Source organism: Pseudochrobactrum lubricantis (genome assembly GCF_041929865.1).
GTDB classification, from domain to species: Bacteria; Pseudomonadota; Alphaproteobacteria; order Rhizobiales; family Rhizobiaceae; genus Pseudochrobactrum; species Pseudochrobactrum saccharolyticum.
Map to the genome: position 1 here is coordinate 12847 of NZ_JBHEEE010000003.1, position 22203 is coordinate 35049.

The following is a 22203-nucleotide window of genomic DNA, read 5'->3' on the forward strand; positions in this document are numbered from 1 at the left end:
CCTGAACCGCAAACGCTGAGAACAGCCCTGTGCCAGTCGCATTCTTAAAGCAAATGAGTGACGGCACCCGCAATTTCAGCGGCTTAATATGTGACGGGGCTGATTTGTCCGGTCAGGATTTATCTGACTGTATTTTCACAGAATGCATATTTACAAACTGCAATTTCAAAGCTGCAATCATCACTGAAACGCAATTCAATAAATGCCGTCTCAGTGGTGCAAACCTGTCCAATATTGATGGCAATACCGCACAATTTTACGATTGCGATCTGTCCAATACATTGTGGAGCCGGTCCAATCTCAATGGTGTGAAATTTTCACGATCCAAGCTAACCGGTGCGGATTTCGCTGATTGCAGCCTGATCGGCACCGATTTTGAAGAATGTTTGCTGATTGCAGCTTTTCTGCCGCGCGCGTCGTTTCGTAATAAAACTCTGACAAATATGGATTTCAGCGAGGCTGATCTCAGAGAATGTGATTTCCGTGATGCGGTTTTTCACGATTGCCGGATGCGCGGTGCCACTTTACGGCTGAGCAAATTCAAAGGCGCTGATCTGCGTGGCTGCGATCTGGGCAGCCTGACATTTCACGATGCCGCTGTGCTTAAAGGTGCCATCATCTCAAAAAGTCAGGCAACGGATATTCTCAGCGGCATCGGTCTGCTGGTTCTGTAGAAACTACTTCTCAAGCACAGCAACGATTTCAGCAAAGCCGCGCTTTTTAGCATGCTGAAGTGCTGTTACGCCTTCATTATCCGGAATAGAGAGATCAGCACCGGCGGCTTTCAAAAGCTTTACAATTTCTACATGGGCTGGCCCGCCATCGCTCAGGATTACGGCTTCAATCAGCGCAGTCCAGCCGAGACGATTGACATGATCGACATCAACACCGGCCTCAATCAGCGTGCGCACCGTTTCCACATGACCACGCTCGGATGCCGGAATAAGTGCCGTGCCGCCAAAGCGGTTGATGCTTTTCAGATCGGCACCATGGCTCAAAGTCATTTTCAGAATTTCCAGATGGCCGCGTGCTCCGGCATAGAGATACGGGCTGTCCTGTATCATATCTTTGGCATTCACATCTGCACCGGCATCAATCAGAACTTTAGCCGTTTCGATCTGATTATTATGGGTTGCAACCAGTAATGCAGTCTGGCGGTGGTCGTTGCGTGTATCGGCATTCACGCCATCTTTCAGCAGGCTCTGAATAGTTGCGACATCACCGGTGGCAGCGGCATCCAGTAATTTGCGTTCTTTGCTGGCCGAGGCAGACATGGCAACTCCCGTGATTGTCAAAATAAAACCGGCAATAAGCAGAGTGCTTCTGAAAATATTTCGCAGGGACAATAAATTTGTCATGTCTCTCTCCTCATTGAAAATACATCATGCGTGAACCGCCACACTGAGACAACAGTGCGGCGGTTGGGAGCAATTATTTAAGCTGGTCTTTGACCTTGTCGAGTGCAGCAACTGCACAGGCTTCGTCCAGATGACCACCTGGTGCGCCGCCGACGCCGATTGCGCCGATGGTTGCATCGCCGACTTTAACCGGTACACCGCCAGCCAGTACGAGGAAGCCCGGAATGTTAGCCAGTTCTGCAGCTGCCGGATTTTTCTGGATATTTTCAGCCATTACGCCGGTTGGAGTGCGCGAAGAGGCCGAGGTAAAAGCCTTGGCGGTCGCTGCGGCAGGTGTATGAGCACCGGCATTATCGGCGCGCATCAGAGTGCGCAGCACGCCTGCACGGTCAACAACAGCTACGGCTACATTGTAACCTTTAGCAGAGCAGGCAGCGATTGTTTCATTGGCAATGTTTACCGCAAGATTGAGCGGCATGTTCTTTTCCTGCAAAACCTGCGCGGAAGCAGCTGAGGTCAGTACAAGTGCCGCAGCACCGGCAAACAAAATGCGTTTCATGATCGTCTCCTGAGTGTTGATGAAAGCAACCGGCTTTCTGACACTCAATCTAGTGAAACACTCATTTTGCGTGAATCCGCGATACCGCTGAAAGCTCTAGGTAGAATTACGGATGCCCTGCACTGCTGCCGGATAATTGCAGCCGCACAAAATCCACCACCGAACTGGTTTCCAGTTTTTCGGCAATATTGGCGCGATGTGCATCAATGGTGCGTACGGAAATATTCAGTGCAGAGGCAATTTCTTTGCTGCCGAAACCTTTGCAGATCAGATCGAAAATCTCATGCTCGCGGTCGGTCAGTCTGGCGATCAGTTTCTGCGCTTCCGCCCGTTCCAGAATTTTATCCAGCTCCTGAGAAGCTGTCTCCAGTGCCTCCAGTAAAACCTGCTCATCCACGGGCTTGGACAGAAAGTCGAGGATGCCTGCCTTGAAAGCACGACGACAGGCATTGATATCCCCGTGACCGGTAATCATAATCGCCGGCCAGTCGATCCCGCGTTCCAGCAGTTTTTGTTGCAGTTGCAAGCCGCTTATCATTGGCATACGCAAATCGAGTATCAGACAGCCGGGCTTTTGCGGATCAACATGCGCCAGAAATGTCGCCGGATCACGGAATGTCTCCACATGCATGCCATAAGTCTGCAACAGCAGTGACAATGCCTCGCGCACGGCTTCATCATCATCAATCAGATAAATTTTGAGATTTTTCATTCTGCTGCCTTTGAATGCTCAGGCTCAGCCATCGGAATGGTAATTGTAAAGATTGCACCGCCGGATGGTGCATTTTCTGCCGATATTTCCCCGTCAATCCGCTCAATCAGGGTTGCGCAGAGCGAAAGCCCCAGCCCCATACCCGCTTCACGGGTGGTGAAAAACGGCTCGAATAAACGCGGCAGAATATCATCGGCAATGCCGCCGCCATTATCAGCGATGCTCAGAATGAGCTGCCCGCCTCTGGCCTCAGCTGTCAAAGTAATGCGTTTATCGCTGATCTCGCTCTGGCTCAGGCTGTCGGCAGCATTGCGGATCAGGTTATAAAGCACCTGCTCCATTTCTACCGGATCAGCAGTAATCAGCGGCGATATTCTCTCGGTTTGCTGATGCAGGCTGATATTGCGTTGCGCCAGATCCGTGCGCAGTAATTCCGCCACATCGCGGATAATCTGGTTTATTTCTATAGATTTACGCTGTGGTTCATGATTGCTCATATAATTGCGCATACGCTGTAAAATCTCACCGGCACGCGATGCTTCGCGCACATTGGCGGCCAAAGCCTGTTTCAATAATTCAGGCCGATCACCGGAAGCTTCAAGGCGTAATGCGGCCTGACTTTGGCTCAGCAAGGCTGTCAGCGGTTGTGTCAGTTCATGGGCAATGCCGGAGGCCAGTTCGCCCATGGAATTGACCCGCGCCGCATGAGCAAGCCGTGTTTCATGTTCCGACAATAGTGCTTTCTGTTCGGCCTCTCTGGTGGCCCTTTGAAAGCGCCAGAGCGTATAAACGCCGGTCAAAGCAATCAGTGACAAAACCGCGAATAATATGGTGCGCAGCGGATCAATCACATCTGACAGCGCCATCGGACGGCTGAGACGCAGCAAAAGCGGCTGGTTCTGACTATCGATTTTCTGCGAAAAGACCGGTTGTTCCAGAAAGTGCGATGCCACTGTTTGCAGACCGGATTGTTGTTCAAGAATAATCTTATCATTAATGGACAGGGTCAGATCTGCCCAATCCGGCCGCTCATCCGGTTCAATCATCAGAGCCGGATTGATAGCCATGAAAATCGCATAACCGGGATTGGCATTGTCAGATTTTTTGCCCAGATAATAACGGTCTGCCAGCTTGTCAGACAGATAAGTGCGTACCTCGCCCGGTTTTTGTTCTGCGACCTGCGCGGCAAAATCAACAGCGATATTATCATGCTCAGTCTCATCAACCATCAGCACAGGCTCAGCATTAACCGTGGAACCGGTACGGTTCAGCAGCATGACGTCAATTACGCTGATGCGCGGGTAAAAGCGGATAATATTGCGCGACACCTGACGCAAGGCGTCCACCGGTGCCGGACTGGCAGAGGATCAGCGCATTCAAACTGGTAAGGTGAGCATCATGCTGGGCGGCACGCTGCGACAGAACACGATGCAGCGCTGTGCCGGTTTGCTTCACCTCGTCACGCGCCTGATTAATGCTCTGACGGGCGGTGAATGCGACAAACAGCAATAGCAATATCAGCCAGATAACCGATATTGTCAGATAGGATTTCCAAATCTGTTTATTGCCCGTCAAACGCTTCCCCCATACACAATATTGTAATTACACTTGAATATCGCTGCCATAATATAGTGCAACACGCAATGCACAGGCCGAAAAACTTCTTCATCACACAGGTTTGGGCTTGTCAGCGCGTTGTACTAAACGGCATAAAACGCATCCGGCCGGAGGATGAAATGATTAATTTGCAACCCGTCAGAAGAACAGATGCAACCGAACTGATTGCGGGCAATCTTACGAGCCGCAATCATCATCACCCATGGATGCGCAATTTTACTGATCTCGCCGGTTTTGAAGACTGGTTTGGCAATCTGCAAGGCAGTGCTTCTCAGGCGCTTGTTGTGCGCGATACGGACAGCGGCAAGATTGCCGGTGTTTTCACCTTCAGCCAGATTTTTATGAAGGCGTTTTGCAGCGCCTATTTGAGCTATTACAGCATGGTGCATCTGGCCGGTCGCGGATTGATGACCGAAGGCCTGAAGCAGACGGTGGCTTATGGATTCAGGGAAATCGGCCTGCACCGGATTGAAGCCAATATCCAGCCGGACAATCTACGCTCCCTCGCCCTTGTCGAACGCGCAGGCTTTCACAAAGAAGGCTTTTCACCGCGCTATTTGTTTATCAACGGCGACTGGCGTGACCATGAACGCTGGGCGATTATCAACGATCAGTAAGCATTATTCGCAGCGGATATATTTTAGTACGCCGACATAGGGCGACCTGTTTGCTGATTTGTCATCAGACGGATGATTAATGCCGTCGGTGACAAGAACCTCATCAAAATCAAACGGACTGACACCCTCAAGACAAGCGGCATTAATGCCATATTGCTGCGGATTGGAACGGCGCTGATGATGGGTATAAATTCCGCAAACCGAACAGAAATAATGTTTCGCAGCCTTGGTGTTGAACTGATAGAGCGTCAGCGCATCTTCACCGCTGATAATCTCCAAACCGCCAAGTTGCGCTGATACGGCCACAGCTCCACGCATCCGGCAATAAGAGCAGGTACAACGGCGCGCGGTGTTCAGCCCGTCGGACAGTTTCACTCGAAACCGCACTGTCCCGCAATGACAGGCACCGTTGACTGTTTCATTTGTCTCGCTCATCGCTCAGTTCTCCCATAAATCTCATGTCAGGTTAAAGCAAAAAGGCATCCACCTGAACAGGTGAATGCCTTTCATTTCAATAAATTCTGATGGAAAAATTAGCTGAGCGCTTTTTCCAGTTCAGGAATGATTTCAAACAAGTCACCGACCAGTCCATAATCGGCAACCTGAAAGATGGGTGCTTCTTCGTCTTTGTTGATTGCCACGATTACTTTAGAGTCCTTCATCCCTGCCAGATGCTGGATAGCACCGGAAATACCGGCAGCGATGTAAAGATCAGGCGCGACCACTTTACCGGTTTGTCCGACCTGCCAGTCATTCGGCGCATAACCGGCATCCACTGCTGCGCGGCTTGCACCAACGGCAGCGCCGAGCTTATCCGCCACCGGCAGCATGACTTCCTGAAATTTCTCTGCGGAGCCAAGCGCACGGCCACCGGAAACAATGATCTTTGCCGAAGTCAGTTCCGGACGATCACCGCCAGAAAGTTTTGCTTCAACAAATTTCGACAATTGCGGGTCATTGGCATAAGCAATATTTTCAACCGCAGCCGTCCCGCCCTTTTCTGCCGCAGCAAAACCGGCAGTACGCACAGTAATCACCTTTTTAGCATCCAGCGCCTGCACAGTCTGTAAGGCATTGCCTGCATAAATCGGGCGCTTGAATGTATCCGCCGAAATTACCTCGATAATGTCCGACACCTGCATCACATCAAGCAATGCGGCCACACGCGGGAGCACATTTTTACCTGTTGTTGTGGCCGCAGCGATAATCACATCATAATCCGCGCTCAATGTCTGAATGAGATCGGCCAGTGGTTCTGCGAGCTGGTTTTCCAGTGCTGCATTTTCTGCCAGCAACACTTTGCGTACACCTTTGAGGCTTGCTGCTGCATCAGCCGCAGATTTGGCATTCTGCCCTGCAACCAGCACATCCACATCACCGCCAATTGTAAGTGCTGCGGTCAGCGCCTTTGCTGTCTGTTCTGACAGGGTCTGATTGTCATGTTCCGCTAAAAGTAAAATTGCCATGATCTTATTTCCCTATCAAATCAGTCCGGCTTCATTTTTCAGTTTCGCAACCAGTTCCTGCACATTAGCCACTTTAATACCGGCTTGCCGGCTTTCAGGCTCTTCGGTTTTCAGAACTTTGAGACGCAATCCAGTATCAACGCCAAGTTCTGCCGCGCTTTTTTCATCAAGCGGCTTTTTCTTGGCTTTCATGATATTTGGCAGCGATGCATAGCGCGGCTGGTTGAGACGCAGATCAACAGTCACCACTGCAGGCAGTTTCACTTCAATCGCCTGTAAACCACCGTCAACCTCACGGGTCACACCGGCTTTGCCTTCACCAAGCTCCAGTTCGGATGCAAAGGTTGCCTGCGACCAGCCCAGCAGTGCCGAGAGCATCTGGCCGGTCTGATTGGCATCATCATCAATCGCCTGTTTGCCGACGATCACCAGCTGTGGCTGCTCTTCCTCAACCAGTTTCTTTAGGATTTTAGCAACAGCAAGCGGCTCAACAGCATCATCAACCTTCACCAGAATGCCGCGATCAGCGCCCATTGCCAGTGCTGTGCGCAGTGTTTCCTGCGCCTGGGTAGGGCCAACAGAAGCCACAATCACTTCCGAAACCTTGCCCGCTTCTTTGAGGCGCAACGCCTCCTCCACGGCAATTTCATCAAACGGGTTCATCGCCATTTTAACATTGGCAAGGTCAACACCACTGCCATCGGCCTTAACGCGGATTTTCACGTTGTAATCAACAACCCGTTTAACTGCGACCAGAACTTTCATGATTTTATCCTGTCAATTCAATGTATCAGACTGTTAAAATTACATTTTGCAACGCGAATTGGTCGGATCGTAGAGCGACTCTTCAACCACTTTTGCCTTGCGCCATTCACCCAGCACCTGAACTTCCAGTTCCAGCCCGGTCTGATTGCCTAATTCCGGCGGCAGCAGAGCAAGCGCGATATCATGGCTGAAATGGCAGGAATAACCGCCGGAGGTAATACGGCCAACCAGTTTACCATTGTGATAAACGCCCTCATTCATCTGCACACTGGCACCATCTGTGGCGATGGTGATGGTGCAAATACGACGCTTCAGCCCCTCTTCGCGCTGGCGGATGAGAGCATCGCGGCCGATAAAGTCGCCTTTATCGAATTTGACGAAACGGTCGAGACTGCTTTCCAGAGCCGTCAGCTCGGCATTCATATCGCGATACATCGCGCGATAGGATTTATCGAGACGGCAGCATTCCAGTGCGGCCAGACCAACCATGCGGATACCAAATTCCTCACCGGCTTTGAGAATTTCATCCAGCAGATGACGCTGATAACCGATCGGATGATAGAGTTCCCAGCCAAGCTCGCCTTCATAGGTTACGCGCAGCATCCGCACATCGCTGGCCAGACCGATTGTGCCGGTCTGCATGCTCATCCACGGGAAAGCCGCATTGCTCAGATCAACCTCGGTGATCTTCTGCAAAACATCACGCGCTTTTGGCCCCACAAGTGTGAAAGCACCGCGTTCCATGGTGACATTGGTTAGCGTAACACTGCGGTCATCCGGCAGGATCTTTGACAATTCATCAAAATTCAGCCGTTCGCCACGCGGTGTGGAGATCAGATAAAATGCATCCGGTTTGAAGCGGATAACCGTATATTCACTGACCACGCCGCCGTTTTTATTCAGGTGATGACAAAGACCGATACGTCCGAGCTTCGGTAGCTTATTGGCGAGAATGCCGTCCAGCCAGCTTTCAGCCCCCGGCCCCGAAACCTCAAATTTGGTCATCGGTGTCATTTCGATCAGGCCAACGCCTTCACGCACCGCAGTCACTTCTTCACGGATATATTTTGCCGCGCGCTGAGTGTGGCGGAAGCTCAGGTCAGGAATAGCTTCCTCTTTGCTTGGTGCAAACCATTGCGGCATTTCCCAGCCGTTCAGCACATCCCATACAGCGCCCATTTCGGTGAGGCGGTCATAGGAAGGCGCGGTTTTCTGCGGACGGGATGCAGGCATGGTCTGACCCGGAAATTTAATATCCGCGTGTGTGCCCCATGTTTCCTGCACCTTGTGGCGCGTCCAGGTTTTGTTGGCATAATTGGAGAAACGACGCGGGTCGAGTTCCGACATATCTTTGGACGGCGCACCGTCGATGATCCATTCTGCCAGATGGAAGCCCAGTGTGCCGCCCCAGAGAATGCCGCCCGGCACACCTTCCGCAAGCCATACATTCGGCAGATCCCATGCAGGGCCAGCCAGCGGCAATTCATCGGCAGTCATCTGGAATGGCCCGCGCACATTGGCTTTAATGCCGGTGCGGGCAAGAGCAGGCACATAATCTGTGGCTACTTCCCAGTTCCATTCAACCGCGTCGAAATCCTCTTCCACCAGATCAGCGCCGAACCATTCCGGCACACCGTCCACGGCAAAGAGTTTCAGATGTTCGGTACGTTCATAAGGGCCGAACATCAATCCGTCACCCTCTTCACGCAGATATCCGGCAAAGCCCTCATCACGCAGGATCGGCATTTCCGGAAGACCCTGTTTTTTACGCTCAATAATTTCCGGCACCGCATCGGTGATCCAGTATTGATGCAGGATCGGGATTGCCGGAATATCAATACCGAGCAATGCGCCGGTCTGGCGGGCATAATTGCCGGTCGCGGAAACAATATGTTCGCAGATAATATCGCCGTTATTGGTCGATACTTTCCACTCGCCGTTTGGCAGGCGCTCAAAACTGTTGACCTGCGTATTCTGATAGATTTTCTGCCCCATATCGCGGGCGCCTTTGGCCATAGCCATGGTCACGTCAGCCGGTGCGATATGTCCGTCATCCGGATGATAGAGCGCGCCAATCATATGCTTGTTGTTTTCCAGCAGCGGCCAGAGTTCCATAGCCACTTTTGGCGAAACCAGACGGGCATTGGTGCCTTGCGCTTCGGCCACATCCATATAGCTCTTATATTCATCCATACGGTCGCGCGTATTGGCGATACGCAGCTGGCCGCATTTATGCCAGCCAACATTCTGGCCGGTTTCAGCTTCCAGTCCTTCATAAATCTCAATGGTTTTTGCAATCATGCGGCCGACATTATTGCTGCGCGCATAAGAGGGAATAAGCCCTGCCGCATGCCATGTTGAGCCTGCTGTCAGCGATGTGCGTTCCAGCAGCGCACAATCTGTCCAGCCGCGTTTGGCCAGTGCATAGAGAACGGAAACCCCGACACAACCGCCGCCGACAACCACAACCCGTGCATAAGTTTGCATAATTCCACCCGATTACTATTTATGAAGACCGTTGCACCTCTCCTTAGTGCAATGATCTCAGACTGTTTTCATGTTTTCTCAGCGCGCAAAATTACGGCTGATTTTGATCTCACAATAGGATGCGGCAGATGCTTTGTGATCTTGTAAAAAAATAGTCCGAGGTATAACTTCAGATTATGCACAGACTCCGTAATCTCATTCCTTCCGCCAATTACCTGTTTGCCTTTGAGGCGGCAGCACGGCGTTTAAGCTTCACTGCCGCTGCCAAAGAGCTGAATGTCAGCCAGCCCGCGGTGAGTAAAACCATACGGTTACTTGAAGAATCGACAGGATTGAAACTGTTCCGCCGCGAGAGTGCGCGGCTGGAGCTGACGCCGGAAGGACAGCGGCTCTATCAGGAAGTGCAGGCCTCTTTTGATCATCTGCATATGGTGATTTCGTCCCTGCAGCGAAAATACCAAAAAGACATTGTGCGCGCCTCATTCTCGGCGGTGTTTATCTCGCTATGGTTACTGCCGCGCCTTGCAGATTTTAAAAACCGCTATCCGGAAATCGCGCTGCATATTGAGGAAAGCCCGAAAGATTATATTGATCTCGGCGAAGAGGATATTGACCTCTCCGCCCGTCTTGGCAATGGCGAATGGCAAGGCTTGCGCTCATGGCAGCTGTGTCTGGAAGAAACGGTCTGTGTGTGCAGTCCGGAATATCTGGCTGCTCATGGTCCTATTCATGCGCCGGCCGATTTGCTCAATCATCGCCTGCTGCATTTTGAAGAAAAGCACCGCTCCCGTATCGGCTGGCGTGAATGGCTTGAATATCAGGGTGTTTCCAGTGCCAAACTGCCTCATGATGTGGTGTTCAGCGATAATCTCGCTTCAATGCAGGCGGCAATTCACGGTCAGGGTATTTCGCTCGGCTGGCGGCATCTGATCGGCAGCTATCTGGAAAGCGGCAAGCTGGTTATACCGCTGGAGAATTCCTACAAGGCCGGAAAGAGCATTTTTCTGGTGGCTCCGGCATCGCGCCAGATCAAGTCCGGCACAGAGAAATTCCGTGACTGGATTTTGGAGCAAATGCATCGGGAGTTGCCGCTTAACAATCCGTAGCGGGTTTCTCTTTTAGAAATTACTTTATCCAACATCTTTAGAGCATTGATTAAATGGGAGTTACTATGGCTAAAGTTGCGTTTATCGGCCTCGGTGTTATGGGCTATCCGATGGCTGGCCATCTCAAAACACGCGGCGAACATGAAGTAACCGTCTATAACCGCACCACGGCTAAGGCACAGGCCTGGGCGCAGGAGTTTAAAGGCAGTTTTGCTACAACACCGGCCGAAGCTGCCCGTGGTCAGGATTTTGTGTTCTGCTGTGTCGGTAATGACGATGATTTGCGCTCAGTCACCCTTGGCGAAGACGGTGCATTTCAGAGCATGGGCAAAGGCACCATCTTCATCGACAATACCACAGCCTCCGCTGAGGTTGCCCGTGAACTCGACAAGGAAGCCCGCCAGCGTGGTTTCCATTTCATCGATGCGCCGGTATCCGGCGGACAGGCCGGTGCTGTGAATGGCGTTCTCACTGTGATGTGCGGCGCTGATGAAGCTGTTTTTGAAAAAGCCAAGCCGGTTATTTCTGCCTATGCCCGTTCGGTTGGTTTGATGGGCGCTGTTGGCAATGGTCAGCTGGCCAAGATGATGAACCAGATTTGCATTGCCGGTATTGTTCAGGGACTGGCTGAGGCCATTCATTTCGGTAAATGTGCCGGATTGGATATTCAGACCGTGATTGATGTGCTGTCCAAAGGTGCTGCGGGTTCATGGCAGATGGAAAACCGCACACCGACAATGATTAAAGGCGAATATGAATTCGGCTTTGCTGCTGACTGGATGCGCAAAGACCTGAAAATCTGTCTTGAAGAAGCGGATCGCAATGGTGCCACGCTCGCTCTGACTGCCCTCGTGGATCAATATTACAAGGATGTGCAGAAACTTGGTGGCGGTCGCTGGGATACATCGTCCCTGCTCGCGCGCCTTGAAAAATAAACCGCTAAAATCCTGCTTTCGCATATAAAAAGGCGCTGCGATCACCACAATCGCAGCGCCTTTTCTTTATCCGATCATACGATCAGAAACGGTATTTGGCCGAAAGTGTCATGCCGCCGACAACATCGGTGCCAAAATCAGCCTTGGAACCAGTCGGGCTGCCACCATTAGGGGCACTTGTTGTGTTATCCAGAGTACCGGAGGTCAGGATACCGACAGCACCTGCAAGGCGGAATTCCAAATGTTGTGTTGCCTTGTAATTCGCACCGAGACCCAACAGCCAGACATCGGTCTGTGAGGTCAGACCAGTTGTTGTACCACGATCCCAGGTAACAGTTGCCGCACCCGACCACTTATCGTTAAATTTGTGACCGATACCACCCATAACGGTCCAGCCGTCTTTGTAGTAAAGATCAAGAGACGTTACTTCGGCGCCTACAGGGAAACGACCGAGGAACGGCCCTGTGCCGCTGTTTTCAAAACCGATTTTGGTAATGCTCTTCCAGTCTGTCCATTTGATGGAGGCAAGTGCCAGCCAATCCGGAGCAATACCGGTCTGGAATTTGAACTCAACAGATTGCGGTGTGGCTACACTACCGTTGACCGGTGTAATAAAGCTCAGAGGCGCACCGATCAGAGACACGCCAACGGTGCCATCCAGATCATAATTGACCTTGGACTGATAAACCAAACTGGCGCGCAGAGCGATTTCAGGAATTTCATAAGCTGCACCCAAGCGCCAGCCAAATGCACTGTCGTCAACATCCAGTGTACTATTTGCGAAAGTCAGGTTTCTTGGATTGTTTGGATCCAGCGGTACGCCGGAGATTTTTGTCTGTCGGCCTTTCAGCTCCTGATAGCTTACGCCACCGAGAATACGGAAAAAGCCTTTTTCACCGGCAGAGAAACGATAGGCGCAGTTCAGACCATAATCGCGCGAAGAAATTTCCTGCTCAATAGCGCTGAACATACGGGCATTGTTGATGCCTGAATCTGTATCAATACCCCATGGTTCACGATACTGAACCGCACAGCCCAGTTCATCAGTCAGCTGGATTTTTGCCGAAAGTTTCGGAACCCAATAGGTCTTACCTTCGTCAACTTCTGTGTCGAAAGGTTTGCCGAAATTCTGATTTGGAACAGGATTGGCAGGAAAAACACTGCCGCGAATGTTCTTCAGCTTACGCTGCGGCGCAACAAAAGTCGCACCGGTTTCCACCACATTGCCTTCTTCAAATAAAATATCGAAATCCTGAGAACTGCGCTCCAGACCACCGGCATGCGCGGTCAAAATTCCCCCCGACAATGCCAGCGACACGGCAGATAATTTCAAGGCAGTTTTAAGCATATTGTCCCTCAATTTTTATACTTAATTTTGACGTGAGCGTAACATGCCGAATGGGTTCTGCAAGTACAAGAAAGTTGAAAACGAACCACCGGTTCGTCACAGAGTCGACCGAAAATCCGATTTTTGATCGTCTTACTCAGTTTTTTTGTGAGTTGTCGTATAAATTCACATCCAAAACGTCAGTTTTGACCTGATTTTGCCTTCAAAACGTGCGCTGTGCCAAATATGTCACGCAAAAAAGACAATCGTTTTTCACCTCTTGAAACCTATACCGCGCCACCGGTTCTGCGCATTTCAAACGTGATGCAGCAGATCAGTTTCAGCATCATTGTTTGTAAAAATGCTGCATTCGCATTACAGAATTTCACTTCAAAACTCAATAAACATAAATAAATCAAATGGTTGTAAAATTTATGAATAAACCACAGAATCAATCTGATTAACCCGCAGTCTGATTTGCCGGTTACTGTTTGAATGAGGCATCAAAAGAAAGCGCCCTCAAATCAGTGTGATTTGAGGGCGCTTTTGTTCTTTAGACGTCTCTAAAAGTCCGGTTTATTCGGCATCTTTCAGGCGCTGCATGGCAATTGCAATTTTGCCCTGTGCTTCCTGCAATTCAGCGAAACGGGCACGGTCTGCTTCCACAACTTCCGGCTTGGCATTGGCAACGAATTTCTCATTTGAGAGCTTCTTGTCAATTTTCTCCATTTCGGCTGTGAGCTTGCCGCTTTCTTTTTCAAGACGCAGCATTTCCGCACCAAGATCAATCAGGCTGCCAAGCGGCATGCAATAGGTCGCCTCGCCGACAACCAGCTGTGCAGAGCCCTTTGGCGCTGCATCAGACAGGCTGATATCAGCAACACGGGACAGACGTTTGATCGCCGCATCATGATGCACCAGACGTTCTTTGGTCAGCTCATTGGCTTCAAGAACCGCAAGCGGTGCCTGTGCTGACGGCGGAACATTCATTTCCGAGCGAACGGAGCGGATACCGCTGACCAGTTCGATCAGCCAGTTGATATCATCAGCTGCGGATGCATCTTCGAAGGACAAATCAGGCCATGGTGCATGGGCAAGCAGCGTATCGCGGCTCTGGCCCTCACCGGCTGTCAGGCTCCAAAGTTCTTCCGTCATAAACGGCATGAACGGATGCAGCAGCTTGTAGATTTCATCCAGACAATATGCTGCACAAGCCTGCGCTTCACGCTTTGCATCTTCATCATCGCCCATGAAAATCGGCTTGAGAAGTTCCAGATACCAGTCACAGAACTGGTTCCAGACAAAACGATAGGCAGAACTTGCCGCATCATTATAGCGGTAAGTTGTGATGCCCTCAGTAATGGCTCTCGTCGCGCGTGTCAGCTCGGTCAGAATCCAGCGGTTAACCGCCAGTTTCGCATCTTCCGGCTTGAAGTCCGGCTGGCGGCTCACACCGTTCATCTGCGCAAAGCGTGTCGCATTCCACAGCTTGGTGCCGAAGTTGCGGTAACCGGCAATACGTGCCGGATCGAGCTTCACGTCGCGTCCCTGCGCGGCCATGATTGCCAGCGAGAAACGCAGCGCATCCGCGCCGTATTCATCAATCAGGTCAAGCGGATTGATAACATTGCCTTTGGACTTCGACATTTTCGCGCCGTTCTTGTCACGAACCAGAGCGTGAACATAAACGGTGTGGAACGGCTCTTCTTTCATGAAGTGCAGACCCATCATCATCATACGGGCAACCCAGAAGAAGATGATGTCAAAACCTGTTACCAGCACATCTGTCTGATAATAGGTGTCGAGTTCCGGTGTCTTATCCGGCCAGCCAAGGGTCGAGAAAGGCCACAGCGCTGAGGAGAACCATGTATCCAGCACGTCGCAATCGCGGGTCAGCGATGTCGGTTCACCATAATGTTTCTGAGCCGCAGTCAGAGCTTCTGCTTCGCTCTTTTCTACGAAAATTGTACCGTCCGGACCATACCATGCAGGGATCTGATGACCCCACCACAACTGGCGGGAAATACACCATGGCTGAATGTTTTCCATCCAGTCATAATAGGTCTTTTCCCATGTTTTCGGTACAATCGCTGTACGGCCTTCACGAACAGAAGCAATGGCCGGCTTGGCCATTTCCGCAGCATTTACATACCACTGGTCAGTCAGCAATGGTTCAATCGGCACACCGCCGCGGTCGCCATGCGGCACCATGTGGGTGTGGTCTTCGATTTTCTCGAGATAGCCACCTTCTTCCATCATCTCAACAATGGCTTTACGCGCCTTGAAGCGATCCTGATCGTGGAAGCGTTCAATCAGCGCATCCAGCTCAGCAGATGGTGTCAGGCCTTCCGCAAAGTCCTCATTGTCCTGAAGCAAAATGGTAGCAACAGGTGACATGATGTTGATTTTACGTAAGTTATTACGTTTTCCGACTTCCGCATCATTAAAATCATGCGCAGGCGTAATTTTAACCGCACCGGAGCCGGATTCCGGATCAGCATAATCGTCACCAACGATCGGCAGCGCACGGCCAACCAGTGGCAATACGGCATTTTTGCCGATACGGGACTGATAGCGCGGATCTTCCGGATTAACCGCAATACCGCTATCGCCCAGCATTGTTTCAGGACGGGTTGTTGCAACAACAATATAAGTGTCCGGATTTTCCGCATCAAAAGCCACGCCTTCCAGCGGATAGCGGAAGTGCCACAAATGACCTTTGATTTCACGCTGTTCAACTTCAATATCCGAGATCGCTGTCTGCAATTTCGGATCCCAGTTGACCAGACGCTTGTCTTTATAAATCAGGCCTTCTTTGTAGAGCGTGACGAAAACTTCCAGAACGGCTTTGGACAGACCTTCATCCATCGTGAAGCGTTCGCGCGACCAGTCACAGGACGCACCAAGGCGACGCAGCTGATTGAAAATCAGGCCGCCGGATTCTTCTTTCCACTGCCAGATGCGCTCAACGAATTTCTCACGCCCCATCTCATGACGGTTCGGCTCCTGCCGTTCCATCAGCTGGCGTTCAACAACCATCTGCGTTGCAATGCCGGCATGATCCATGCCCGGCTGCCACAGCACGTTTTTGCCGCGCATGCGCTCAAAGCGCACCATAATATCCTGAATGGTATTATTGAGGGCATGGCCCATATGCAGAGAACCGGTGACATTCGGCGGCGGGATCACCACAGCAAACGGATCCGCACCCGGCTTGGAACCTGCACCGGCTTTAAAAGCCTGCGCTTTTTCCCAAATATCAGCAATTTTTGGCTCGGTAGCCGCGGAATCGTAGGTTTTCTCTAACATAAAAAACTCTGTCTCTTTATATGAAGGCAGGCGCAACGAAAGCAGTGATCGTTCAATCCTGCCTTAACAGCAGCAGATCCGACCACCTATCCGGTACAAACAAGTCTCAGTGATATGTTTCAAAGCAAGTTTGAAACAAAGAATCAAGGAAAACTGCGTGCCTCACACTGCAAATCACGGTATTTCCGTATTCTATATAGGATGGCTTTAAACATAAAAACAGCCCCGTTTACAGTGGTAAAGGGGCTGTAAATCCGCAAGTGAGCATTCTTTCCGTCAGCCGCGGCGGACGACGCGCTCGATTTCCTCACGCACCAGTCGTTCAACTAGCGGCGGCAGATTGGTATCAAGCCATTCCTGCAACATCGGGCGCAGCATAGCTTCCATTTTCTCATTGAGCAGACGCTTCTGCTCTTCGATAAGAGCCTGACTGAGACTGCCGAAAGATGCTGCAACCTGCTTTTCCGCCGCCTCTGAAATCAGAGACTTGTCCTGTACAGGAGCGGATACAGTTTGCGGAGCGGTTTCAAATGCTTTTTCAGACACAGGGGCAACCTCTTCTTTTGCGGCTGGCTGGGTCATGGACACAACCCGCTTTTCTGCAACCTGCATAAGAAGTGCCTCTGACATTTTTATGGCATCACTCTTAGGTTGTTCGGTAGCGGCAACAACAACCGGCGGCACCGGCGGGTTGACCGTCGCAATACGCACATGAGCAACATTGCGCTCATGCATTTCAGCCCGTGTCAGTTCCGGCTTTTGTGATGGTGATGCCTGTTCCTGAATGCTGCCACGCAAGATCGCATCCAGCGTGAATGAAGGCGCAGGCTGAGTTTCAGCAGTTGTGGTTTCTGACGAAACAGCAGCATTATTAGTTGGCGCTGTTTCTAAAGAAACAGCGTGGTTATTTGTTTGTGCTGTTTCCGAAGAAACAGCGTGGTTATTTGTTTGTGCTGTTTCCGAAGAAACAGCACGGGGAAACTGGGCAACCTCCCCGCGTTTTTCTTCTGCAGGCAGTTCTGAGGTTTTAACTGTTTCAGCGCGGTTTTCAGGCTGTGCTTTTGCAGCCGGAGCTGATGTCAGATCAGCTGTTGCCTGTTTTGTGACATCGCTGTCTTCAATAATTCTGCGAATGGAAGCCAGAATTTCTTCCATGGACGGTTCACGTGTTGCGCTGGAAGTCTGAGCCATATCGTGCAGCATCCTTTGGCTGTCGCTTATCTGCGGAAACGGCTTGTTTAGCCTTAAGTTTTCTCCGGCAGAATAAAGCGTAAAATTCTTCAGTCTGAAAATTCAACGAATCTTAGCTCTAAAATACAGAACCATTGCTGATTTGAGAATCCCTGCAGACCCCGCTGCGGCGTAAAACACAGATTTCTTAAGTGATTTTTAACTATTGCTGTCATTGTGGCCGCGTAACCCTCGCGGAAATGTCAGCTGAAAACAAAAAAGCGGCGCATTATGCGCCGCTTTTTAAAAGCTTGAATCTAATCCTGATTAGCGGCCGTCCGGCGTACGCAGACCGATCCACTTATCTTTCACAGCGTCATAATGCTGTTCAGGCTTATATTCTGCAACCTGCAGACCGATCTGGCGTGCTGTAAGGCGGCCAACCGATGAAAGCACAGCATAGCTTGCCACAACAACATCGCGTTCAGCCTGAACCTGCTGGATCTGAACATCGACCAGATCATTCTGGGCGTTCAAAACATCAAGTGTTGTACGCTGACCAACATTGCGCTCCTCAATCACGCCGTCCAATGCGAGACGTGCTGCGGAGATACCGTCGCGATAAGCAGAGAGAGACGCTTTTGCGGCTTCAAGCTGCGACCATGATGAGGCCACGGCAGCACGCACCTGATCCTGCACAACATCAATCTGAATACGCGCCTGACCAAGCTGTTCTTTCGACTTACGAACAGTTGCAGATGTTTTGCCGCCTGAATAAATCGGAACAGTAACACCAACACCGATCGAAGCGGAATTGCCGTTACCAGCCATTGGCAGACCGGAATAAACCGATGAATGCGAAGCGGACGCTGTTACGCCGACAGTCGGCAGCAATGCACCTTCTTTAGCTTTCACATTATGACCGGCAGCATCCATGGCAAATTGCATTGCCTTAACACCAGGGTGACCGGCTTCAGCAATCGCATAGGCCTGAGCAATGCTCTTTGGCAGCGATTTACCGGCAGGCTTAGCGGCCTGCAATTTATCCGGCGCCGAGCCGGTTACCTGACGGTAGACTGCTTCTGCCGATTTAACATTGGCAAGAGCAGCATTGAGCTGCGCAACAGCAGCGGAGCGCTGCGCATCGGCCTGCGCTACGTCAGTACGGGTGCCTTCACCAACATCCAGACGGGCTTTGGCTGCACGAACCTGTTCGTTCAATGCGGCCAGATTTTTCTGGCGCAGAGAAGCGATCTGGCGGTTCTGATAAACATCCATATAGGCCTGAACAGCTTCGAACAGACGGTTCTGCTCGTCATTGCGAAGATTTTCGCGCTGGGCGTATACGTTACTTTCGGCCGCCGCCACGCTGTTTTTTGTTTGGAAACCATCGAACAGTGTCTGGTTCAGCTGAATGCCGACCTCGCCTGTTGTCGAATACATATCAGTCGTGCCGTTACGGCTGCGGCCATATTTATATGTGCCGCTCAATGTCGGGCGGTAGCCTGATTTGGCAATTGCCACATCTTCATCAACTGCGCGCAGACCGGCGCGGGATGAATTGAGCGAAGCATTATTGTGATATGCTTTTTGCATTGCTCCGAACAGCGTTTCCGCCATGACAGGAGCCGGTGCGAGTACCGTGCTCGCTAATAGTGCAACAGCTAAAACCTGTTTGCGTAAATTGACCACGGTTTACCCCATACAATTCGAATCAAATTTCCCAAACTCATTCGGGCATTTGCTAATAACGGGTAAAAATCGGATTTTCCACCCGTCAGCTTAATTCATTAATAAACAAATTGTTATTGTTGCCAAAACAACAATTTCTGGTGTGCCACAATTTTTACCCTTTTGTAAGCGGCGGGCTAAAAATAGTGGTTTTCAACGAGTGTGACAATATCAGGTTACACAGAGATTTTAAGCTTAAATATCGGTAATAAACAAAAAGCCTGCCGCGGAGATCCGTGACAGGCTTTCTGAAAAGAATTTATTGCGTATCAGAATACGAATTCGGCCGCATGACGGAAGCCCGGCAGCAGTTTCACCGCAGCATTAAATACGCCGCGACGGGATACGATACCGTCTTCTTTCACATAAATATGCGCAACGCCCATATTGCCCTGCCCTTCGATAGCAACCAGACGGCCGCCGTCTTTGAGCTGTGCCTGCAGAGCTTCAGGAACAAAATCAACTGCGCCTTCAATGATGATCACATCAAACGGCGCTTCTTTAGGGTAGCCGGCAGTCAGTTCACCGCTGACAACCACAACATTGTCGCAACCCAGTGCCTGCAGTTTTTCCGAAGCCGTGGCGGCGAAATCCGCATTGCTTTCAAGAGCGATCACCGAGCTTGCAAGTTGCGACAGAACCGCTGCCAGATAGCCTGTGCCGCAACCGATATCGAGAACCACATCCTGCTTTTTCACCGATGCGAGCTGCACCAGACGGGCTGCCGGTGATGGTTCCATCAGATAGCGCGCACCTTCCGGTGTTTCTGCCAGCAGCTGATCTTCATCAATATAGGCCAGCTCACGACGGTGCGCCGGTACAAATTCTTCACGCGGAACTGCCAGAAAAGCATCCAGAACAGCAAGATCCGTCACATCCGTCGTGCGGATCTGCGTATCAACCATATTAACACGAAGCTCGCGGAAATCGGCTGTCATAGCCCTAAACCTTTCCTGTGCGTTTGACGCACGTAATAATCTCAATCTCACATTGCAGCTTACCTGACCACGGCAGCAATGCCTGATCGGGATTTGAAATTTGCTGCAACATTCTGCAATAAACACAGAAGCATTATACAGGCAGAAACCTGCACTTCCATGAAAATCATTTTCGCTGATTTGGCAAAAATACACCGCGCAGTCAATCAAAGACCGACATTCCTACCGCGCTCATAGTGCCGCATGGCTGATAAACCGCTCACATTTGTGTTTATCAGCGGCAAGATACAGAAATTTATCTTGTAAAATTATAGTGCGTCAGTGCTGTAAAGAGATCACGACTTTTTTGTTTTGGCGGTTTTCACGAATATCCAGAACCGTCTCATAAGGCTGGCCGATACGGCTTGCAGCACAGACTGCCGGAAGATCAATCCCTTTTGCTTTTAGCTGGCTCAGCGCTGCATCCGGTAAAATACGTGCAGCTATCCGCACCAGCGGAAGCGGAACATTCGTCTTCTTCCCGAGCTGACCTTCGGTATATTTTTCAATAACCAGTTTTGCCATTGCAAACCCTCTCATTTTCGCCTGCCATATCCGGCAGGTAATCAAGCAAGTGCAATTTATATACAGGGATCGGGAGCGGCAAACTGATACTTGGTTTCAGGCAGAACTCAGGCAGAACAGAGACAGTACTTTGACAATATGCTGACAAATATCTAAACAATGCGCATCATGAGTACAGTCGAATCCGCAACCCGCTCAGCCGTAAATTTCATCATCTGAAGAAAATTTACGGCGTAACATTCAGAAGCCACGCTCTGCCGGTCGCTTAAGCACCGCTGCATGATTGCTTTTGTATGCACACCTCACAGCGTGGATTCGACATATGTCTTTCTATAAAAACAAGTCTTTGCAACCCGCAGAGGGCATTCTGCCGGTGCAATGGAATTTTAGTCTTGCAGCGGCACTGGTTCTCATGGCGCCGTTTGATCTTCTGGCATCTATGGGAATGGATATTTATCTGCCCGTTATTCCGCATATGTCGGAAGCGCTGCAGACCAGCCCTGAAATGGTGCAGCTGACACTCAGCCTCTATCTGGGCGTACTGGGTACAGGTCAGCTTATCTTCGGCCCGCTCTCGGATAAAATCGGGCGCAAACCGGTTTTGCTGGGTGGCGCGCTGATCTTTACCTGTGCCTCTGCCGGACTGGCGATCACCGGTTCTGCGCCGGTCTTTCTGGCATTGCGTCTGCTGCAATCCGCAGGGGCTGCGGCAATGCTGGTGGCAACTTTTGCTACGGTGCGCGATGTTTATGCGCAACGTGCGGAAAGTGCGGTCATCTACAGCCTGTTCAGCTCCATGCTGGCTTTTGTACCTGCACTTGCACCGCTGCTCGGCGCTTTGCTGGATATTCAGTTTGGCTGGCGCAGTATTTTCTGCGTGCTCGCGGCACTTGGTGCTTTTACAGGTTTGCATGCCGCATGGCGTTGGCCGGAAACCCGCGTGCCAAGCCTGACAAAACCGCAGGGAAAGCTGCGTTCCATACTCGGAAGCAAGCCGTTCTGGACCTATACAACCGGCTTTAGTGCCGCAATGGGCTCGTTCTTTGTTTTCTTCTCCACGGCACCGCTCTTGCTGGTCAACGGGCTTGGCCTGTCTTCGGTCACATTCAGCCTGTGTTTTGCCAGTATCGCCATTGTTATGGTGGCTTTCGCCCGTTTTGCCGGTTTTTATACGCAATGGTGGGGACTGCGCGGCACATTAAGACGCGGTATGCTACTTATCATGTGCGGTGGCGGGCTGTTATTGCTCTTCGGCGGAGTTATGCAATTGTCTGTGCCAGCCTTCATTGTCGCCATGTGGGTGATCGCGGCGGGCATTGCCCTCACCTGCTCGGTAACAGCGAACGGAGCGCTGAAGAGTTTTGGTGACTATGCAGGCACGGCAACGGCCATTTATTACTGCATTGAAAGCCTGATCGTCAGCATTGCCGGAACACTTGTGGTCGTGCTGCTTGGCGGCAATACAATTATGCCTCTGGTTGTTTTCACCATCACATCAGGACTGCTTACTCTGGTACTGACAAAAACCATCAGCGCATAAAA

At 50.9% G+C, this 22203-nt stretch carries 20 protein-coding genes; 5 read left to right on the forward strand and 15 right to left on the reverse strand.

Features of this window, described 5'->3' with window-relative positions:
- Positions 1–53 precede the first annotated feature (53 nt).
- Positions 54–674, forward strand: coding sequence for a pentapeptide repeat-containing protein (locus tag JNC80_RS07215; protein WP_376709917.1), 621 nt, complete (start codon positions 54–56; stop codon positions 672–674).
- Between the two features lie 3 nt (positions 675–677).
- Here the strand turns inward: JNC80_RS07215 and JNC80_RS07220 are convergent, their stop codons facing one another.
- The 5 genes from JNC80_RS07220 to JNC80_RS07240 form a co-directional block, all read right to left on the reverse strand.
- Positions 678–1274 carry an ankyrin repeat domain-containing protein gene (locus JNC80_RS07220; RefSeq protein WP_376709918.1) on the reverse strand — a complete coding sequence of 199 codons (597 nt, stop codon included), beginning with the start codon at positions 1272–1274 and terminating at the stop codon, positions 678–680.
- 157 nt (positions 1275–1431) lie between these two features.
- Entirely contained in the window at positions 1432–1917 is a 486-nt protein-coding gene (locus tag JNC80_RS07225) for a GlcG/HbpS family heme-binding protein (protein WP_151159165.1), read from the reverse strand.
- Between the two features lie 106 nt (positions 1918–2023).
- On the reverse strand, positions 2024–2629 hold the full coding sequence (locus JNC80_RS07230) for a response regulator transcription factor (RefSeq protein ID WP_022711766.1): 606 nt from the start codon (positions 2627–2629) through the stop codon (positions 2024–2026).
- The gene (locus JNC80_RS07235) at positions 2626–3957 is read right to left on the reverse strand and encodes a sensor histidine kinase (RefSeq protein ID WP_376710125.1); all 1332 of its coding nucleotides are present in this window, start codon (positions 3955–3957) and stop codon (positions 2626–2628) included. The genes JNC80_RS07230 and JNC80_RS07235 overlap by 4 nt, the downstream gene beginning before the upstream one ends.
- Positions 3911–4204, reverse strand: a complete 294-nt coding sequence (locus tag JNC80_RS07240) for a hypothetical protein (protein ID WP_376709919.1) — start codon at positions 4202–4204, stop codon at positions 3911–3913. The genes JNC80_RS07235 and JNC80_RS07240 overlap by 47 nt, the downstream gene beginning before the upstream one ends.
- A gap of 161 nt (positions 4205–4365) precedes the next feature.
- Between JNC80_RS07240 and JNC80_RS07245 the strand changes: the two genes are divergently transcribed.
- Positions 4366–4863, forward strand: a complete 498-nt coding sequence (locus tag JNC80_RS07245) for a GNAT family N-acetyltransferase (RefSeq protein WP_376709920.1) — start codon at positions 4366–4368, stop codon at positions 4861–4863.
- A gap of 3 nt (positions 4864–4866) precedes the next feature.
- Here the strand turns inward: JNC80_RS07245 and JNC80_RS07250 are convergent, their stop codons facing one another.
- From JNC80_RS07250 to JNC80_RS07265, 4 genes are all read right to left on the reverse strand, one after another.
- A complete protein-coding gene (locus JNC80_RS07250; protein WP_376709921.1) occupies positions 4867–5298 on the reverse strand; it encodes a GFA family protein in 432 nt (143 codons plus the stop codon).
- A gap of 98 nt (positions 5299–5396) precedes the next feature.
- On the reverse strand, positions 5397–6329 hold the full coding sequence (locus tag JNC80_RS07255) for an electron transfer flavoprotein subunit alpha/FixB family protein (protein WP_376709922.1): 933 nt from the start codon (positions 6327–6329) through the stop codon (positions 5397–5399).
- A gap of 15 nt (positions 6330–6344) precedes the next feature.
- On the reverse strand, positions 6345–7094 hold the full coding sequence (locus JNC80_RS07260) for an electron transfer flavoprotein subunit beta/FixA family protein (RefSeq protein ID WP_022711761.1): 750 nt from the start codon (positions 7092–7094) through the stop codon (positions 6345–6347).
- Positions 7095–7133: 39 nt separating this feature from the next.
- Positions 7134–9581, reverse strand: coding sequence for a GcvT family protein (locus tag JNC80_RS07265; protein WP_376709923.1), 2448 nt, complete (start codon positions 9579–9581; stop codon positions 7134–7136).
- A gap of 176 nt (positions 9582–9757) precedes the next feature.
- Between JNC80_RS07265 and JNC80_RS07270 the strand changes: the two genes are divergently transcribed.
- Together JNC80_RS07270 and JNC80_RS07275 are read left to right on the forward strand one after the other, a co-directional pair.
- Positions 9758–10687 carry a LysR substrate-binding domain-containing protein gene (locus JNC80_RS07270; protein ID WP_022711759.1) on the forward strand — a complete coding sequence of 310 codons (930 nt, stop codon included), beginning with the start codon at positions 9758–9760 and terminating at the stop codon, positions 10685–10687.
- Between the two features lie 65 nt (positions 10688–10752).
- Complete coding sequence (locus JNC80_RS07275; protein WP_376709924.1) at positions 10753–11622, forward strand: NAD(P)-dependent oxidoreductase; 870 nt, start codon at positions 10753–10755, stop codon at positions 11620–11622.
- Positions 11623–11704: 82 nt separating this feature from the next.
- Here JNC80_RS07275 and JNC80_RS07280 read toward each other — a convergent pair whose 3' ends face one another.
- From JNC80_RS07280 to JNC80_RS07305, 6 genes are all read right to left on the reverse strand, one after another.
- On the reverse strand, positions 11705–12970 hold the full coding sequence (locus JNC80_RS07280) for an OmpP1/FadL family transporter (protein WP_225688004.1): 1266 nt from the start codon (positions 12968–12970) through the stop codon (positions 11705–11707).
- Positions 12971–13525: 555 nt separating this feature from the next.
- A complete protein-coding gene (locus JNC80_RS07285) occupies positions 13526–16258 on the reverse strand; it encodes a valine--tRNA ligase (RefSeq protein ID WP_225688002.1) in 2733 nt (910 codons plus the stop codon).
- A 276-nt stretch (positions 16259–16534) separates the two neighbouring features.
- A complete protein-coding gene (locus JNC80_RS07290) occupies positions 16535–17449 on the reverse strand; it encodes a PopZ family protein (RefSeq protein WP_376709925.1) in 915 nt (304 codons plus the stop codon).
- Between the two features lie 306 nt (positions 17450–17755).
- Positions 17756–19120, reverse strand: coding sequence for a TolC family outer membrane protein (locus JNC80_RS07295; protein WP_028233836.1), 1365 nt, complete (start codon positions 19118–19120; stop codon positions 17756–17758).
- A gap of 308 nt (positions 19121–19428) precedes the next feature.
- On the reverse strand, positions 19429–20097 hold the full coding sequence (locus JNC80_RS07300) for a protein-L-isoaspartate O-methyltransferase family protein (protein ID WP_376709926.1): 669 nt from the start codon (positions 20095–20097) through the stop codon (positions 19429–19431).
- A 318-nt stretch (positions 20098–20415) separates the two neighbouring features.
- Complete coding sequence (locus JNC80_RS07305) at positions 20416–20661, reverse strand: hypothetical protein (RefSeq protein WP_220159677.1); 246 nt, start codon at positions 20659–20661, stop codon at positions 20416–20418.
- Positions 20662–20983: 322 nt separating this feature from the next.
- Here JNC80_RS07305 and cml point away from each other — a divergent pair, with 322 nt between their 5' ends.
- On the forward strand, positions 20984–22201 hold the full coding sequence (gene cml / locus JNC80_RS07310; RefSeq protein WP_376709927.1) for a CmlA/FloR family chloramphenicol efflux MFS transporter: 1218 nt from the start codon (positions 20984–20986) through the stop codon (positions 22199–22201).
- Positions 22202–22203: the final 2 nt, after the last annotated feature.

Coding starts and splice junctions, on each gene's coding strand:
- JNC80_RS07215 (WP_376709917.1), top strand. CDS start 54: ATGAGTGACGGCACCCGCAATTTCAGCGGCTTAATATGTGACGGGGCT.
- JNC80_RS07220 (WP_376709918.1), bottom strand. CDS start 1,274: ATGTCTGCCTCGGCCAGCAAAGAACGCAAATTACTGGATGCCGCTGCC.
- JNC80_RS07225 (WP_151159165.1), bottom strand. CDS start 1,917: ATGAAACGCATTTTGTTTGCCGGTGCTGCGGCACTTGTACTGACCTCA.
- JNC80_RS07230 (WP_022711766.1), bottom strand. CDS start 2,629: ATGAAAAATCTCAAAATTTATCTGATTGATGATGATGAAGCCGTGCGC.
- JNC80_RS07245 (WP_376709920.1), top strand. CDS start 4,366: ATGATTAATTTGCAACCCGTCAGAAGAACAGATGCAACCGAACTGATT.
- JNC80_RS07250 (WP_376709921.1), bottom strand. CDS start 5,298: ATGAGCGAGACAAATGAAACAGTCAACGGTGCCTGTCATTGCGGGACA.
- JNC80_RS07255 (WP_376709922.1), bottom strand. CDS start 6,329: ATGGCAATTTTACTTTTAGCGGAACATGACAATCAGACCCTGTCAGAA.
- JNC80_RS07260 (WP_022711761.1), bottom strand. CDS start 7,094: ATGAAAGTTCTGGTCGCAGTTAAACGGGTTGTTGATTACAACGTGAAA.
- JNC80_RS07265 (WP_376709923.1), bottom strand. CDS start 9,581: ATGCAAACTTATGCACGGGTTGTGGTTGTCGGCGGCGGTTGTGTCGGG.
- JNC80_RS07270 (WP_022711759.1), top strand. CDS start 9,758: ATGCACAGACTCCGTAATCTCATTCCTTCCGCCAATTACCTGTTTGCC.
- JNC80_RS07275 (WP_376709924.1), top strand. CDS start 10,753: ATGGCTAAAGTTGCGTTTATCGGCCTCGGTGTTATGGGCTATCCGATG.
- JNC80_RS07280 (WP_225688004.1), bottom strand. CDS start 12,970: ATGCTTAAAACTGCCTTGAAATTATCTGCCGTGTCGCTGGCATTGTCG.
- JNC80_RS07285 (WP_225688002.1), bottom strand. CDS start 16,258: ATGTTAGAGAAAACCTACGATTCCGCGGCTACCGAGCCAAAAATTGCT.
- JNC80_RS07290 (WP_376709925.1), bottom strand. CDS start 17,449: ATGGCTCAGACTTCCAGCGCAACACGTGAACCGTCCATGGAAGAAATT.
- JNC80_RS07300 (WP_376709926.1), bottom strand. CDS start 20,097: ATGACAGCCGATTTCCGCGAGCTTCGTGTTAATATGGTTGATACGCAG.
- JNC80_RS07305 (WP_220159677.1), bottom strand. CDS start 20,661: ATGGCAAAACTGGTTATTGAAAAATATACCGAAGGTCAGCTCGGGAAG.
- cml (WP_376709927.1), top strand. CDS start 20,984: ATGTCTTTCTATAAAAACAAGTCTTTGCAACCCGCAGAGGGCATTCTG.